Source organism: Pseudomonas sp. SIMBA_068 (genome assembly GCF_046534705.1).
In the GTDB taxonomy this organism is placed as follows: Bacteria; Pseudomonadota; Gammaproteobacteria; order Pseudomonadales; family Pseudomonadaceae; genus Aquipseudomonas; species Aquipseudomonas putida.
The window spans coordinates 1-15,133 of the sequence record NZ_JAWRYI010000016.1; the positions used below are offsets into that span (position 1 = coordinate 1).

The 15,133-nt window shown below is 64.5% G+C and carries 13 protein-coding genes; 9 read left to right on the plus strand and 4 right to left on the minus strand.

The features are described from left to right. The first annotated feature begins 275 nt into the window (after nucleotides 1-275). Complete coding sequence (locus SB756_RS26480) at nucleotides 276-1,106, plus strand: DUF2242 domain-containing protein (protein ID WP_341797974.1); 831 nt, start codon at nucleotides 276-278, stop codon at nucleotides 1,104-1,106. A 353-nt stretch (nucleotides 1,107-1,459) separates the two neighbouring features. Here the strand turns inward: SB756_RS26480 and SB756_RS26485 are convergent, their stop codons facing one another. Both SB756_RS26485 and SB756_RS26490 read right to left on the minus strand, forming a co-directional pair. Continuing rightward, nucleotides 1,460-2,500 carry an AraC family transcriptional regulator gene (locus SB756_RS26485; RefSeq protein WP_341797975.1) on the minus strand — a complete coding sequence of 347 codons (1,041 nt, stop codon included), beginning with the start codon at nucleotides 2,498-2,500 and terminating at the stop codon, nucleotides 1,460-1,462. 4 nt (nucleotides 2,501-2,504) lie between these two features. Continuing rightward, a complete protein-coding gene (locus tag SB756_RS26490) occupies nucleotides 2,505-3,623 on the minus strand; it encodes a nitrilase-related carbon-nitrogen hydrolase (protein ID WP_341797976.1) in 1,119 nt (372 codons plus the stop codon). Between the two features lie 191 nt (nucleotides 3,624-3,814). Between SB756_RS26490 and SB756_RS26495 the strand changes: the two genes are divergently transcribed. Both SB756_RS26495 and SB756_RS26500 read left to right on the plus strand, forming a co-directional pair. Then, the gene (locus SB756_RS26495) at nucleotides 3,815-5,851 is read left to right on the plus strand and encodes an NADPH-dependent 2,4-dienoyl-CoA reductase (protein ID WP_341797977.1); all 2,037 of its coding nucleotides are present in this window, start codon (nucleotides 3,815-3,817) and stop codon (nucleotides 5,849-5,851) included. Between the two features lie 51 nt (nucleotides 5,852-5,902). Continuing rightward, entirely contained in the window at nucleotides 5,903-6,793 is an 891-nt protein-coding gene (locus tag SB756_RS26500; RefSeq protein ID WP_341797978.1) for a 1-aminocyclopropane-1-carboxylate deaminase/D-cysteine desulfhydrase, read from the plus strand. On the opposite strand, the gene SB756_RS26505 is transcribed toward SB756_RS26500, so the two are convergent. Further along, nucleotides 6,784-7,329 carry a cytochrome b gene (locus SB756_RS26505; RefSeq protein ID WP_341797979.1) on the minus strand — a complete coding sequence of 182 codons (546 nt, stop codon included), beginning with the start codon at nucleotides 7,327-7,329 and terminating at the stop codon, nucleotides 6,784-6,786. The genes SB756_RS26500 and SB756_RS26505 overlap by 10 nt on opposite strands. A gap of 225 nt (nucleotides 7,330-7,554) precedes the next feature. Then, nucleotides 7,555-8,532: a DUF1853 family protein gene (locus SB756_RS26510; protein WP_410912532.1), complete on the minus strand. Its 978-nt coding sequence runs from the start codon at nucleotides 8,530-8,532 to the stop codon at nucleotides 7,555-7,557. A gap of 43 nt (nucleotides 8,533-8,575) precedes the next feature. Between SB756_RS26510 and SB756_RS26515 the strand changes: the two genes are divergently transcribed. From SB756_RS26515 to pepN, 6 genes are read left to right on the plus strand one after another with little or no spacing between them, the layout of a single operon-like run. Continuing rightward, nucleotides 8,576-9,466 carry an NAD(+) kinase gene (locus tag SB756_RS26515; RefSeq protein WP_341797981.1) on the plus strand — a complete coding sequence of 297 codons (891 nt, stop codon included), beginning with the start codon at nucleotides 8,576-8,578 and terminating at the stop codon, nucleotides 9,464-9,466. After that, nucleotides 9,466-10,437 (plus strand): metallophosphoesterase, encoded by a 972-nt coding sequence (locus SB756_RS26520; RefSeq protein WP_410912534.1) that lies wholly within the window; start codon nucleotides 9,466-9,468, stop codon nucleotides 10,435-10,437. The genes SB756_RS26515 and SB756_RS26520 overlap by 1 nt, the downstream gene beginning before the upstream one ends. After that, a complete protein-coding gene (locus SB756_RS26525; RefSeq protein ID WP_410912536.1) occupies nucleotides 10,434-11,321 on the plus strand; it encodes a rhomboid family intramembrane serine protease in 888 nt (295 codons plus the stop codon). Before SB756_RS26520 ends, SB756_RS26525 begins: the two co-directional genes overlap by 4 nt. 13 nt (nucleotides 11,322-11,334) lie before the next feature. Continuing rightward, nucleotides 11,335-11,595, plus strand: coding sequence for a YeaC family protein (locus SB756_RS26530; protein WP_016500845.1), 261 nt, complete (start codon nucleotides 11,335-11,337; stop codon nucleotides 11,593-11,595). Next, nucleotides 11,592-12,422: a DUF2797 domain-containing protein gene (locus SB756_RS26535; protein WP_341797983.1), complete on the plus strand. Its 831-nt coding sequence runs from the start codon at nucleotides 11,592-11,594 to the stop codon at nucleotides 12,420-12,422. The genes SB756_RS26530 and SB756_RS26535 overlap by 4 nt, the downstream gene beginning before the upstream one ends. 13 nt (nucleotides 12,423-12,435) lie before the next feature. Beyond that, nucleotides 12,436-15,093 carry an aminopeptidase N gene (gene pepN / locus SB756_RS26540; protein ID WP_341797984.1) on the plus strand — a complete coding sequence of 886 codons (2,658 nt, stop codon included), beginning with the start codon at nucleotides 12,436-12,438 and terminating at the stop codon, nucleotides 15,091-15,093. The last annotated feature ends 40 nt before the right edge of the window (nucleotides 15,094-15,133 follow it).

Genomic DNA, 15,133 nt, shown 5'->3' on the forward strand with positions numbered 1-15,133 from the left:
CAGCGGTAGTTCAGTCGGTTAGAATACCGGCCTGTCACGCCGGGGGTCGCGGGTTCGAGTCCCGTCCGCTGCGCCATCTTGGCCTCAAGGCCCCTTGAACGCCTTGAAGCACGAAAAAAGCGACCTTCGGGTCGCTTTTTTTGTTTCTACGGCTGGAAACCCCCGGCTTTACCCAGATTTACACCAACCTGACAGACTCTTCACCGACCAGTGGTTCCTGTGCCTGCCTGCTGTGTTGCACAATAGGCACCTTCTCGACTTACCCGGAATTCGCAATGACCAGATCTTCCGTCTTTGGTGCGCTCGGGCTGGCCCTGGTGCTGGCGGGGGTGGCCGGTTGTTCCTCGAAAAAAACCGCCGTGTACGAGCACGAGAACTTCGATGACTCGGGTACCTTCTCGCGCAGTTTTCCGGTGAGCGATGCCGGCTCCTGCGAGGCCGCCCGGCGTGCCTTGCTCAGCCAGGGCTACATCATCACCAACAGCGGCACCAACCAGGTGGTGGGCAACAAGAGCTTCCAGCAGAACAGCGAGAACCACCTGCAGATCAGCTTCAACGTGACCTGCGCGCCGGATGTGAGCGACGAGCAGCGTTCGACCATGTTCGCCAACGCCCTGCAGGACCGTTACGCCCTGAAAAAGTCCAACACCTCCGCCAGCCTGGGCGTGGGCGTGCTGGGTTCGGTATCGATGCCGATCGGCTCCAGCGACGACTCGATGGTCAAGGTGGCCAGCGAAACGGTGACGGCGGCGCAGTTCTATGACCGGTATTTCGCCCTGGTAGAGAGCTACCTGCCCAAACCGAAGCCGAAGAAGGTCGAAGAGGCCAAGGTCGAGGCGCCCAAGGTACAGAAACCCGCGGTGGAACTGGGGCTGCCGGAGCAGGCAGCTGCGAACCCGGTGGCACCTGCCCCGGCTCCGGAAGCCGTACCTGTGGCGCAAGTTGCACCAGCGGCTGCGGCCGTTGCCCCGGCCAGTGAAGCAGCAGCGGCACCGGTGGTGAATGACAGCCAGGGCTCGCAGCCGGTCGCGCCGCCGGCCGAAGCAGCGCCGATTCAGGTGCAGCAGGAAGCCCAGCCTGCCGAGGCCGCGTCGCCTTCCCTTTGACGGGGCGCCCGTACCGGCCCTTTCGCGGGCTTGCCCGCTCCCACAGGTAATGCGCAAGTTTCAGAGCTTGTGAAGGACCTGTGGGAGCGGGCAAGCCCGCGAAGAGGCCGGTACAGGCTTTCAACATTCCCTGTTACAGACACCCCGCGATAACTTCCTGAACACCTGCTACGTTTATCACTCATAAGCTTGTCATCATCTCTTCATCCCACCTGCCTAGGCTGAAGGTGATACCTACGAAGACATAACGAGCAAAGAGGACGCAGGGCGATGGATGAATACCAGGAAGAACTACTCGAAACCCAGGCTTACGAACTGGACACCCCGGAACCGGCTGAAGACGCTACCGAGCTTTAGCCCGCCCGCCGCTGGCTGCGGCGGAACTCCCCCGGCGTAAGGCCCGTCCAGCGCTTGAACGCGCGCTGGAAGGCCTCGGCCGAAGCAAACCCCAACAGATAGGCAATCTCGCCAAAGGCCAGCTCCGTGTCACGGATATAGGTCTCGGCCAGGTCGCGCCGCGTTTCATTGAGCAAGTCGCGAAAGCGCGTGCCTTCCTCGGCCAGCTTGCGGCGCAGGGTCCAGGTGGGCAACTGCAAGTGCAGCGCCACTTCTTCCAGGTCCGGTTCACGGCCGCCATTGAGCAGCGGGCCCAGCAGATGAGTAATGCGCTCACCCAGGCTGCGCACCCGCGTAAGCTGTTGCATTTGCGCCTCACACAGCTGCAGCAGGTGCTGCCAGGTGCTTGGGCAGTGCCTGGGGTTGGCCAGCTGCAGTGTGGCGCGGCTCAGACGCAGCTGGTTGCCCTCGGCCGCGAACTGTACGGGTGCGCTGCACAGCGGCTGATAGCGCGCCGCATAGGGAGGCGCGGAAAATTCGATGTCCAGGCGCTCGGCCTGCACCGTTGTGCCAGCCAGATCGGCCAGCTGCGCCAGCCAGCCGGCAAGCAGTGAATCCACCACGAAGCGGTTGTAGGCGTTGTAGGGGCTGATGGAGTAGAAGCGCAACCAGGCGCCCTGGGCATCTTCCTCGAAGCTGGAATGGCCACGGTAGTTGGCCGCATACAGTGGCTCGAAGCGCAGCAGGGTGCGCGCCGCATCGCCCAAGGTCGGCGCCTGGGCGGCGGTGACCCCGGCGAGACCGGCATGCGCCAGTCGGCTCAGGCGCCCCATGTGCAGGCCCAGCGCGGCGTCACCGCACAGCTCGATGGCGGCGTGGCCCAGGTGCATGTAACGGGGGATCGACAAGCGCGCGCCGGCCTCTGCGAGGCGGGGTGCATCCAGGCCATAGCGGCGCAGCAGAGGCTCAGGCTCGTGACCCAGTTCGCGCAGGGCATCGGTCAGCGGCTGGACAAAGCCTACCGAAAGGTCGCCCAGGCGTACACGGGGGCGGGCCATGGGCCTATAGCCACAAGTTCAGCAGGCGAGCGCCATGGCTGGGGGTACCCGCCAGCAACTCACCCGACTGGCGGGCAAAGCCCTGGCCGTCGCTGGCCTGTTCCCAGAACTGCCCGCGCATGAACACGCTCATGCTGCTGACGCTGGCCCCTGCGGCCTCGGTCAGGCGTTGCCAGGCGCTCTGTTCGCTGACCTCGCCACGTTGCAGGGGCAGCCCGGCGCTGGCCTCCTGGTGGCGATTGCCACGCCATGGCGCTTCCCAACTGCCCTTGCCGCTGAGGAATACCGGGTTGGCGATCAGTTGTACCGCTTGTTGTGCCAGTTGCTGATGGTTTTCCGGGTACCAGCTGTCACTGCCCACCAGTACACCCAGGCGCCCGGCAGGGGTTTGCACCACTTGCAGGGGTTGTTGGCGGCCATCGTGGACATAGCGGCGCATTTCACTGTCGGGGAATTGCTGGCGCTGTGGCTGGCCCAGCAGTGAGCCATCACCGGCAAACACCAGGCTGCTATTGAACAGCGGGCCACTGCCGGCGTGCAGCACGCCCTGTTTCACGTATGGCGCAGGCAGCACGATGGAGCCAGCCACCAGGGTGACGCCAAACTCTTTGGCCAGCCCGCCGAACAGCTGTTGGTAGTCCGCGGCCATCTGCTCGGCCTTCATGCGCAGGTGTGCATCCGCGCGCCAATCGTCGCCGTCGGCACCCAGCATGGCCAGGCCGTAACGCAGCGGGTTGCTCAGCTCCAGCCATTGCAAGGCCTCGCGGCTTTGCGTGACCTGATACAGCTCGTTCTTTTCCCCGCGAGCCCATAGCCAGGTACCGATGTGCTCCGGCAGCACCACCACCGTGCGCGGGCTCACCAGGCCCTGGGCGCGGGCCTGCTCCAGATAGGCTGCCAGCTTGCGGTGAAGGCGTTGCAGGTTCTGGTAGTCGCCTGGGTACAGCAGCGGCTCGACGCCCAGCAGGTTGCCGTGCTCGCCCGGTACGCCATGGTTGAGTGCCAGCTCGATGCGCAGGTCGGAAAGGTAGTGGCCTTCCGGGCGCTGTTGGGTCCAGAAACCGTAGCCGCAGAGGGAAGCGATCATCACCAGCGCCAGGGCGCTTGCCAAGAGTTTTCGCATGAAACAGGACGACGCCTTAAGAAACGAGGGTTCCCTAGCGTAGTCCTGCTGTTCGTCAGGATCAATAACTTGTCAGTTTCGATCATTGAGCCAATTCAAACGGCTGTTTAATGTCGCTGACAGACAAACGACGGGCCCCGCCGACCAGTGAGGTGCCCGCATACCGTGATCACGCCACCAGGGGACCTTCCATGGCCGCCGACCGCTACCCGCACCTGCTCGCTCCGCTGGACCTGGGCTTCACCACTCTGCGCAACCGCACCTTGATGGGCTCGATGCACACCGGCCTCGAAGAGCGCCCCGGCGGCTTCGAGCGCATGGCCGCGTACTTTGCCGAACGCGCCCGGGGCGGCGTCGGCCTGATGGTCACGGGCGGCATTGCGCCCAACGATGAAGGCGGGGTGTATTCCGGCGCGGCCAAGCTCAGCACCGAGGAAGAAGCCGACAAGCACCGCATCGTCACCGAAGCCGTGCACGCCGCCGGTGGCAAGGTGTGCCTGCAGATCCTGCATGCCGGGCGCTACGCCTACAGCCCACGGCAGGTGGCACCTAGCGCAATCCAGGCGCCGATCAACCCGTTCAAGCCCAAAGAGCTGGACGAGGAGGGCATCGAGAAACAGATCGCCGACTTCGTCAATTGCGCGGCACTGGCCCTGCGCGCCGGCTACGACGGCGTCGAGATCATGGGTTCGGAAGGCTACTTCATCAATCAGTTCCTGGCTGCCCATACCAACCACCGCACCGACCGCTGGGGCGGCAGCTACGAAAACCGCATGCGCCTGGCGGTGGAAATCGTCAGCCGGGTGCGCGGCGCGGTAGGGCCGAATTTCATCATCATCTTCCGCCTGTCGATGCTCGACCTGGTCGAGGGTGGCAGCACCTGGGACGAGATCGAGCTGCTGGCCAAGGCCATCGAGCAGGCCGGCGCGACCTTGATCAACACCGGCATCGGCTGGCACGAAGCGCGTATCCCGACCATTGCCACCAAGGTCCCGCGTGCGGCATTTACCAAAGTAACCGCCAAGCTGCGTGGTGTGGTGAGCATTCCGTTGATCACCACCAACCGTATCAATACGCCGGAAGTGGCCGAAGCCGTATTGGCCGAAGGCGATGCCGACATGGTCTCGATGGCCCGGCCGTTCCTGGCCGACCCGGACTTCGTCAACAAGGCAGCGGCTGGCCGCGCCGACGAGATCAATACCTGCATCGGATGCAACCAGGCCTGCCTGGACCATACTTTTGGCGGCAAGCTGACCAGCTGCCTGGTCAACCCGCGTGCCTGCCACGAAACCGAGCTCAACTACCTGCCAGTACGGGCAGTGAAGCGCATTGCCGTGGTTGGCGCCGGCCCCGCCGGTTTGGCTGCGGCCACCGTGGCAGCCGAGCGTGGCCATGCGGTGACGCTGTTTGACGCCGCCAGCGAAATCGGCGGCCAGTTCAACGTGGCCAAGCGAGTGCCTGGCAAGGAGGAGTTCTTCGAAACCCTGCGCTATTTCCGCAACAAGGTGAAAAACACGGGCGTGGACCTGCGCCTGAATACCCGTGTCGACGTACAGGCGTTGGTGAGCGGCGGCTACGACGAAATCATCCTGGCCACTGGCATCGCACCGCGTACCCCGGACATCCCAGGTGTCGAGCATGCCAAGGTGCTCAGCTACCTGGACGTGCTGCTTGAGCGCAAGCCGGTGGGCAAGGCGGTTGCGGTGATTGGTGCGGGTGGCATCGGTTTCGATGTGTCCGAGTACCTGGTGCACGAGGGCGTGGCCACCAGCCAGGACCGTGAGGCGTTCTGGAAGGAGTGGGGCATCGATACCCAGCTTGAGGCGCGTGGTGGTGTGGCCGGGGTCAAGGCCGAGCCGCATGCCCCGGCGCGCCAGGTCTACCTGTTGCAGCGCAAGAAGTCCAAGGTGGGTGATGGCCTGGGCAAGACGACCGGCTGGATTCACCGCACCGGGTTGAAGAACAAGCGGGTGCAGATGCTGAACAGCGTCGAGTACCTGGGTATCGACGATGCCGGTTTGCACATCCGCGTGGCGGACGGCGAGCCGCAGGTGCTGCCGGTGGACAACGTGGTGATCTGCGCCGGGCAGGACCCGCTGCGTGAGTTGCAGGACGGCCTGGTGGCGGCGGGGCAGTCGGTGCACCTGATTGGCGGGGCCGATGTGGCGGCCGAGCTGGATGCCAAACGGGCGATCAACCAAGGTTCAAGGTTGGCGGCTGAGCTCTGAGGTTGCTGGGGCCGCACAGCGGCCCCAGGATTTCGCTGGTAAACTCGCACGATGCTTTTCGACTTCCCTCAAGCGCCCCTGCAACCCCTGAGCCTGCCTTGGCTGGCAATTGCCAATGTCGAGGCCGCCATCCTGCGGCTGGACCTGATCGACCCACTGATCAGCGGCAACAAGTGGTTCAAGCTTCGCCATCACCTGCAGCAAGCCAGCGTCAGCAAAGCCCCGGGCCTGATCAGCCTCGGCGGCAACCACTCCAACCACCTGCACGCCCTGGCCGCCGCCGGCAAGCGCTTCGGCTTCGCCACCGCCGGCCTGCTGCGGGGTCACGCTCAGGAAACACCTACGGTGCGTGACCTTCAGGCGCTGGGCATGGAGCTGCACTGGCTGGGCTACGGCGGCTACCGCGCGCGCAACGAACCCGGATTCTGGGGGCCCTGGCAGGCACGCTACCCAGGCTGGCATTGCATTCCGGAAGGCGGCGGCGGGCCGGCCGGTGCACAGGGCTGTGGCCTGATCATGGAACAGGCACGCGCGCAGATCACGGCACTGGGCTGGTCGGGCTACGATGCCTGGTGGCTGGCTGCCGGAACAGGTACTACCTTGGCCGGCCTGGTACTGGCCGAGGCGGGTGCACATGCCGTCCATGGCGCGCTGGCTGTGCCCAGGGATCATGGTGTGCCGGACGCGGTGACAGCATTGGCCGGTGCGCACGGCTACCAGCTACACGACGCTTGCCGTGGCGGTTTCGGCAAATTCGACGATGAGCTGCTGGGATTCGTCGCAGAGTGCGAGCTGCACAGCGGTGTACCGCTTGAAGCCCTCTACACCGGCAAGGCCCTGCTGGCCTTGCGTGATCAGGTCGAGGCCGGGCTGTTCGCGCCCGGCACCCGCCTGATCGTGGTACACACCGGTGGCCTGCAGGGCCGGCGAGGTTACTTGTAGGGCAGCATGCGCAGCAGCGTGTTGTCGCGCTGCACATAGTGGTGGTACAGCCCGGCCACCGCGTGCAGGCCGATCAGCCAGTAGCCCCAGCTGCCCACGCGTTCATGCCAGCCTTTGATGAACTTGGCCTGGTCCGGGTCCGGACCGATCAGGTGCGGCAGTTCCAGGCCGAAGAACGGCACCGGTTTGTCGGCGGCGCTGAGGATCAGCCAGCCGGCCAGCGGCAGGCCGATCATCAGCAGGTACAGCGCCAGGTGCATCAGGTGCGCAAGGCCGGTCTGCCAGGCCGGCGGCTTGGGCACGATGGGCGGGGTAGGGCGGCTCAGGCGCATGGCCAGGCGCAGCCAGACCAGCACGAACACGCTGAGCCCGAGCATGAAGTGCAGGTCCTTCATCAGGTTGCGTTCGGCACTGTCCTTGGGGAACAGGCCGCGCAATTCGATGAGTGCATAGACAGCGGCCAGCAGCACCAGCATCAGCCAATGCAGGGCAATGGACAGGCGCGCGTAATGGGTCGCGGGGGTGGATGAAACCATGATCGGTCCTCGTCATCAGGTCAAAATGGCGCTCTTGCTGGCGCTCAGGTACCACTGTAGTGGTTACCAGAAACAAATCTTTGCGCTAGGTCTGTGAAAATTGTGTTGCCTGTGCCGGCCTCTTCGCAGCACAAGGCTGCTCCTACACGGGCAGCACGGCTCTCAAGACCTGTACGGTCCCTGTAGGAGCAGCCTTGTGCTGCGAAGAGGCCGGGTCAGGCAACATCATGCCTGCGCTGAAAATGGCCAACTGTCAGCCACCAGAAACACCCGCTCCACCTCCTGCCAGGCACCCTCGGCATCAGGCTCCAACCTCACCAGCAACTGCGCCGGCGCCTGCCGCTCAAGCATGTGCAACCAGGCCGCAAACTGCTCCACCGTCCAGCCGTCGCCTGCCTCGACCCGCGCAGGTGCCAGCCAGGCATGCCGCTGCAATGGCTGCCAATGCTCACCCTCTGCCATGACCCAGTCCCGCCGGCGCACCCAGCGCCCGCGCAAGTGCTGCGGGTTGGCGCCCGCAGGTGGTTCGGCATGCCCAGGCCACGGATAGAACAGGTAGCCACCCAGCCACACGTGTGCCTGCACCTGCTCAACCCCCAACCGTGCCAACAGCTCGCGGCTGTGCGCGCCGTTCGACATGGGCAACTGGTGCCCGGTCAGGTGCGCAAGCTTGGTCTCCAGCCGGTCATGGCACCCAGGCCCCAGCCAGGCATGCGGGTCGTGCCCGGCGTCTTGCGGCCCCAGGTACAACTTGATCGCCAGCTCAAGGTGGTGCACACCGTCGCGGTCGCGCAGCACCACGTCCAGCTCGCCCAGGGTGTGCCCACCGTCACGGATTGCCAGGTTGGCCGCCAGCAGCTCGATGCCGGGTGCCTGGCCCAGGGAAAATTGCCACAGCCGTTCGTAGTAAAGCCCCAGCCGCCGGCTGCCGAGCTTTGCCAGCCAATCGCGCAACGGGCGATCGTCGGCATCCAGCGCCCGCAACCAGCCCTCGAGGCGCTGCGGCTGCTCCGCCCAGAGGCTGCCCGTCAGCGGGTGGCGCTGGGGGCAGGGCGGGGCGCTGAGCAGGGGCGGCGACAGCAGGGCCCAGGCCAGGTCGCGCACGGCGGGGCGGCGTAGCTGCCGGGGCAGGTCGTTGAGCAGGGCGAATGGAGTCATCCAGCGAGCATAGCCGGTTTGCCGCTGCCCGGTGGTTTCGCCCATAATCGGTCCATCGTCACCCGTCGCAGAGCCCCGCAGGAGCCCCATGGAGCAATTTCGCAATATCGGTATCATCGGTCGCCTTGGCAGCTCGCAGGTGCTCGACACCATTCGCCGACTGAAAAAATTCCTCCTCGAGCGCCACTTGCATGTGATTCTCGAAGACACCATTGCCGAAGTACTGCCCGGCCATGGCCTGCAAACCTCCACCCGCAAGCTGCTGGGCGAGGTCTGTGACCTGGTCATCGTGGTCGGCGGCGACGGCAGCCTGCTGGGCGCCGCCCGCGCCCTGGCCCGGCACAACATTCCGGTGCTGGGCATCAACCGTGGCAATTTGGGCTTCCTCACCGACATCCGCCCCGACGAGCTGGAAGAGAAAGTGGCGCAAGTGCTCGACGGCCACTACCTGGTGGAAAACCGCTTCCTGCTGCAGGCCGAGGTGCGTCGCCACCACGAAGCCATCGGCCAGGGTGATGCGCTGAACGACGTGGTTCTGCACCCGGGCAAGTCCACGCGCATGATCGAGTTCGAGATCTACATCGACGGCCAGTTCGTCTGCAGCCAGAAGGCCGACGGCCTGATCGTCGCCACCCCCACCGGTTCCACCGCCTACGCGCTGTCGGCCGGTGGCCCGATCATGCACCCCAAGCTCGACGCCATCGTCATCGTGCCAATGTACCCGCACACCCTGTCGGGCCGGCCGATCGTGGTCGACGGCAACAGCGAGCTGAAGATCGTGGTGTCCAAGGACCTGCAGATCTACCCGCAGGTGTCCTGTGACGGCCAGAACCACTTTACCTGCGCCCCCGGCGACACCATCACGGTGAGCAAGAAACCGCAGAAGCTGCGCCTTATCCACCCGCTGGACCACAATTACTACGAGGTCTGCCGCACCAAACTGGGTTGGGGCAGCCGTCTGGGGAGCAGGGACGACTGATGCTCGATCCGGCGCGAAGTTTCGACATCATTGGTGACGTGCACGGCTGTGCACTGACCCTTGAACGCCTGCTCGACGCCCTCGGTTACAAGCGTGTGGCCGGCGTGTGGCGCCACCCAAGGCGCCTGGCGCTGTTCCTGGGCGATATCGTCGACCGCGGGCCACGCATTCGCGAGGCGCTGCACATCGTCCATGACATGGTCGAGGCCGGCCAGGCGTTCTGCATCATGGGCAACCACGAATACAACGCCCTGGGCTGGGTCACCCCGGCGCTGCCCGGCAGCGGCAAGGCCTATGTGCGCGAGCACACGCCACGCCACGCCCGGCTGATCGACGAAACCCTCACCCAGTTCGCCCACCACCCCGGCGACTGGCACGACTTCGTCAACTGGTTCTACCAGCTGCCGCTGTTCATCGACGCCGGGCGCTTCCGCCTGGTGCACGCCTGCTGGGACCCGCGGTTGATCGAGCCGCTGCGCCAGCAATACCCTGACGGGCGCATTGATGAGCACTTCATCCAGGCCTCGGCGGTGAGTGGCAGTTTCGCCGACACGGTGTGCAACCGCCTGCTGCGCGGCACCGACATGCGCCTGCCGGACGGCCTGACCCTGACCGGCGGCGACGGCCTGACCCGTGCCTTCTTCCGCACCAAGTTCTGGGAAGAAGACCCGCAAACCTACGGCGACATCGTGTTCCAGCCCGATGCCCTGCCCGAAGAGGTGGCCAGTACCCCGCTCAGCCACAGCCAGAAGAACGCCTTGCTGCGTTATGCCGAAGAAGAGCCGTTGCTGTTCGTTGGCCACTACTGGCGCAGCGGCCGGCCGGCGCCGATCCGCGCCAACCTGGCCTGCCTGGACTACAGCGCCGTGCTCTACGGCAAGCTGGCCGCCTATCGGCTGGATGATGAAACCCGCATCGACCCGCACAAGTTCGTCTGGGTCGACGTCGACCGCCCACAGGCCAACCAATGAATATTATCGAAGTGATGCGCCTGCCGCTGTCGGTCGACCTCAGCGGCTTCATCCACCTGCTGCAGCGCCTGCAGGTGCCGCACCGGGTGAGCGAGGACGGCGATGCCCAGGTGCTCTGGGCGCCTGACACCCTGGTCGAAGACGTGCTGCAACTCTACCAACGCTACCCCGACGGCAATGCCGACATCCAGGTGGCAGAGGAACCGGTGCAAGCGAGCATGCCCGCGAATAGCCCCACACAGCCCTCCCTGGTAGAACAGGCCAAAGCCTGCAAGGTCACCACCCTCACCCTGCTGTTGTGTTTCATCGTCGCCGGCCTCACCAGCCTGGGCGACAACTTCACCACCATCAGCTGGTTCACCTTCCTCGACTTCCGCGTCCAGGGCGACTACCTGTACTTCAGCTCGCTGGCGCAAGTTCTGGACGAAGGCCAGTGGTGGCGCCTGGTATCGCCCATGCTGCTGCACTTCGGTGTGCTGCACCTGGCCATGAACAGCCTGTGGTACTGGGAGCTGGGCAAGCGAATCGAACTGCGCCAGGGCCCCTGGATGCTGCTGGGCCTGACCCTGCTGTTCAGCCTGGTGTCCAACCTGGCCCAGCACTACACCAGCGGGCCGAGCCTGTTCGGCGGGCTGTCTGGCGTGCTGTACGGCTTGCTCGGGCATATCTGGCTGTATCAGTGGCTGGCGCCCAATCGTTACTTCAACCTGCCCAAGGGCGTGCTGGTGATGATGCTGATCTGGCTGGTGGTATGCCTGACCGGTGTGGTTGGCACGCTGGGCCTCGGCCAGATCGCCAACGCCGCCCATGTTGGCGGGTTGCTCATCGGATGCCTGACCGGGCTCTTGGGTGGGGCGCTGGCCCGGCGTAAACTGTCGGCTTGAATCAGGAGACACTATGTCCACTTTCGCGCAAATGATTGAAAACATCACACCGGAAATCTACGAGAGCCTGAAACTGGCCGTGGAAATCGGCAAATGGTCCGATGGCCGCAAGCTCACCGCCGAGCAAAAAGAGCTTTCGCTGCAAGCCGTGATCGCCTGGGAGATCCAGAACCTGCCCGAAGACCAGCGCACCGGCTACATGGGCCCGCAGGAATGCGCATCGAAGTCTGCGCCGATCGCCAACATTCTGTTCAAATCGGACTCGGTACATTGATCGAACTCGCTCGTGGCTCGTTGAGCAAAATGGCGGTAAGCCTGCAGGCACCCGTGGTGCAATACAGCTTCCGCCTGGATGACACGCAGGTGCCGGTCAACCCGCTGATCGGCCAGCGCCTGCGCCTGGAATACCTCGGCGCCATTCACTGCAACCACTGCGGCAAACGCACCAAGACCAGCTTCAGCCAGGGGTACTGCTACCCGTGCATGACCAAGCTGGCCCAGTGCGATGTGTGCATCATGGCCCCGGAAAAATGCCACTACGACGCTGGCACCTGTCGCGAGCCGTCGTGGGGCGAACAGTTCTGCATGACCGACCACGTGGTCTACCTGGCCAATTCGTCAGGGATAAAGGTCGGCATCACCCGCGCCACTCAGCTGCCCACCCGCTGGCTCGACCAGGGCGCCAGCCAGGCCCTGCCGATCATGCGTGTGGCTACCCGTCAGCAGTCAGGCCTGGTCGAAGACGTGCTGCGCAGCCAGGTGCCGGACCGCACCAACTGGCGCGCGCTGCTCAAAGGCGATGCCGAGGTGCTCGACTTGCCGGCTATCCGCGATCAGATCTTCGACGCCTGCGCCGATGGCCTGCGTGAGTTGCACGGGCGCTTTGGCCTGCAGGCGATCCAGCCGCTGGCCGACGCCGAAGTGGTGCAGATGAAGTACCCGGTCGAGGCCTACCCGAAAAAGATCGTCAGCTTCAACCTCGACAAGGACCCGGTGGCCGAAGGCACGCTGCTGGGCATCAAGGGCCAGTACCTGATCTTCGACACCGGTGTGATCAATATTCGCAAGTACACGGCCTACCAGTTGGCCGTGCTCCAGTAAAAAGGACCTGCACATGCGTACCGAACAACCGCAAGTGATCTACCTGAAGGATTACCAGGCGCCCGAGTACCTGATCGACGAGACGCACCTGACCTTCGAGCTGTTCGAGGACCACACCCTGGTTCACGCGCAACTGGTGATGCGCCGCAACCCGGCACGCGGTGCCGGCCTGCCGCCGCTGGTGCTCGACGGCCAGCAGCTGGAACTGCTGCGCGCCGCGCTGGACGACCAGGAACTGCAGGCGGGCGACTACCAGCTCGAAGCCGACAGCCTGACGCTGCACCCCAAGGCCGAGCAGTTCACCCTCGACACCAGCGTAAAGATCCACCCCGAGAGCAACACCGCGCTGGAAGGCCTGTACAAGTCGGGCAAGATGTTCTGCACCCAGTGCGAGGCCGAGGGCTTCCGCAAGATCACCTACTACCTCGACCGCCCGGACGTGATGAGCACCTTCACCACCACGGTGATCGCCGAGCAGCATCGCTACCCGGTGTTGTTGTCGAACGGCAACCCAACGGGCAGCGGGCCGGCCGAGGACGGCCGCCACTGGGCCACCTGGGAAGACCCGTTCAAGAAGCCGGCCTACCTGTTCGCGCTGGTGGCCGGTGACTTGTGGTGCGTCGAGGACAACTTCACACGTCAGTCTGGCCGCGATGTGATGCTGCGCATCTATGTCGAGCCCGAAAACCTCGACAAGTGCGACCACGCCATGGTCAGCCTGAAGAAGTCCATGCGCTGGGACGAAGAAGTCTACGGCCGCGAGTACGACCTGGACATCTTCATGATTGTTGCGGTCAACGACTTCAACATGGGCGCCATGGAAAACAAGGGCCTGAACATCTTCAATTCCAGCTGTGTGCTGGCCCGTGCCGAAACCGCCACCGATGCCGCGCACCAGCGCGTCGAAGGCGTGGTCGCCCACGAGTACTTCCACAACTGGTCGGGTAACCGTGTCACCTGCCGTGACTGGTTCCAGCTGTCGCTGAAAGAAGGCTTCACGGTGTTCCGCGATGCCGAGTTCAGCGCCGACATGAACTCGCGCACGGTCAAGCGCATCGAAGACGTCGCCTACCTGCGCACCCACCAGTTCGCCGAAGACGCCGGCCCCATGGCCCACCCCGTGCGCCCGGACAGCTTCATCGAAATCTCCAACTTCTACACCCTGACCGTGTACGAGAAGGGCGCCGAAGTGGTACGCATGGTCCGTACCCTGCTGGGTAACGAAGGCTTCCGCAAAGGCAGCGACCTGTACTTCGAACGCCATGATGGCCAGGCGGTGACCACCGACGACTTCATCAAGGCCATGGAAGACGCCAACGGCGTCGACTTCACCCAGTTCAAGCGCTGGTACAGCCAGGCCGGTACCCCGCGCCTGGAAGTCAGCGAAGCCTATGACGCTGCTGCGCAGACCTACAGCCTGGCCTTCCGCCAGAGCTGCCCGCAAACCCCGGACAAGGCCGAAAAGCTCCCGTTCGTGATCCCGGTCGAGCTGGGCCTGCTGGACGCCGAAGGCAATGACCTGCCGCTGCGTCTGGCCGGTGAGCCGGCTGCTGGCGGTACCAGCCGTGTGCTGTCGGTGACCGAGGGCGAGCAGACGTTCACCTTCGAGGGTATCCAGGCCAAGCCGTTGCCCTCGCTGCTGCGCGGCTTCAGCGCCCCGGTGAAGCTCAGCTTCCCTTACAACCGCGACCAGCTGATGTTCCTGATGCAGCACGACAGCGACGGCTTCAACCGCTGGGAAGCGGGCCAGCAGCTGTCGGTGCAGGTACTGCAAGAACTGATCGGCCAGCATCAACGCGGCGAAGCCCTGAAACTCGACCAGCGCCTGATCACTGCCCTGGGAACCGTGCTGGGCAACGAGTCGCTGGACGCCGCCATGGTTGCCGAAATGCTTTCGCTGCCGGGCGAGGCCTACCTCACCGAAATCAGCCAGGTGGCCGACGTCGATGCCATCCACGCTGCCCGTGAGTTCGCCCGCCAGCAGATCGCCGCACAGCTGTTCGACGCCCTGTGGGCGCGCTACCAGGCCAACCGTGAAGTGTCGCGCAGCACCCCTTATGTGGCCTCTGCCGAGCACTTCGCCCGCCGTAGCCTGCAGAACATCGCCCTGTCGTACCTGATGCAGAGCGGCAAGCCGCAGGTGCTGGAAGCGACCCTGGAGCAGTTCGATCAGTGCGACAACATGACCGAACGCCTCACGGCCCTGGCGGTGCTGGTCAACTCGCCGTTCGAAGCCGAGCGGGCCAAGGCCCTGGAAGCCTTTGCCGAGCACTTCAAGGACAACCCGCTGGTCATGGACCAGTGGTTCAGCGTGCAGGCGGCCAGCGCGCTGCCGGGCGGGCTGGCGCGGGTCAAGGCGTTGATGCAGCACCCGGCGTTCACCCTGAAGAATCCGAACAAGGTACGTGCGCTGGTGGGTGCCTTTGCCGGGCAGAACCTGGTCAACTTCCATGCGGCAGATGGCTCGGGCTACCGTTTCCTGGCGGACCTGGTGATCGAGCTGAATGCGCTGAACCCGCAGATTGCCTCGCGTCAACTGGCACCGCTGACCCGCTGGCGCAAGTATGACGCTGCGCGTCAGGCCCTGATGAAGGGCGAGCTGGAGCGGATCCTGGCTTCGGGTGAGCTGTCCAGTGATGTGTATGAAGTGGTGAGCAAGAGCCTGGCGTAAGCCTGGTAGATCATGGGGCCGCGAAGCGGCCCCCTGCATT

Coding starts and splice junctions, on each gene's coding strand:
- SB756_RS26520 (WP_410912534.1), top strand. CDS start 9,466: ATGCTCGATCCGGCGCGAAGTTTCGACATCATTGGTGACGTGCACGGC.
- SB756_RS26515 (WP_341797981.1), top strand. CDS start 8,576: ATGGAGCAATTTCGCAATATCGGTATCATCGGTCGCCTTGGCAGCTCG.
- SB756_RS26530 (WP_016500845.1), top strand. CDS start 11,335: ATGTCCACTTTCGCGCAAATGATTGAAAACATCACACCGGAAATCTAC.
- SB756_RS26525 (WP_410912536.1), top strand. CDS start 10,434: ATGAATATTATCGAAGTGATGCGCCTGCCGCTGTCGGTCGACCTCAGC.
- SB756_RS26495 (WP_341797977.1), top strand. CDS start 3,815: ATGGCCGCCGACCGCTACCCGCACCTGCTCGCTCCGCTGGACCTGGGC.
- SB756_RS26480 (WP_341797974.1), top strand. CDS start 276: ATGACCAGATCTTCCGTCTTTGGTGCGCTCGGGCTGGCCCTGGTGCTG.
- pepN (WP_341797984.1), top strand. CDS start 12,436: ATGCGTACCGAACAACCGCAAGTGATCTACCTGAAGGATTACCAGGCG.
- SB756_RS26500 (WP_341797978.1), top strand. CDS start 5,903: ATGCTTTTCGACTTCCCTCAAGCGCCCCTGCAACCCCTGAGCCTGCCT.
- SB756_RS26510 (WP_410912532.1), bottom strand. CDS start 8,532: ATGGGCGAAACCACCGGGCAGCGGCAAACCGGCTATGCTCGCTGGATG.
- SB756_RS26485 (WP_341797975.1), bottom strand. CDS start 2,500: ATGGCCCGCCCCCGTGTACGCCTGGGCGACCTTTCGGTAGGCTTTGTC.
- SB756_RS26505 (WP_341797979.1), bottom strand. CDS start 7,329: ATGGTTTCATCCACCCCCGCGACCCATTACGCGCGCCTGTCCATTGCC.
- SB756_RS26490 (WP_341797976.1), bottom strand. CDS start 3,623: ATGCGAAAACTCTTGGCAAGCGCCCTGGCGCTGGTGATGATCGCTTCC.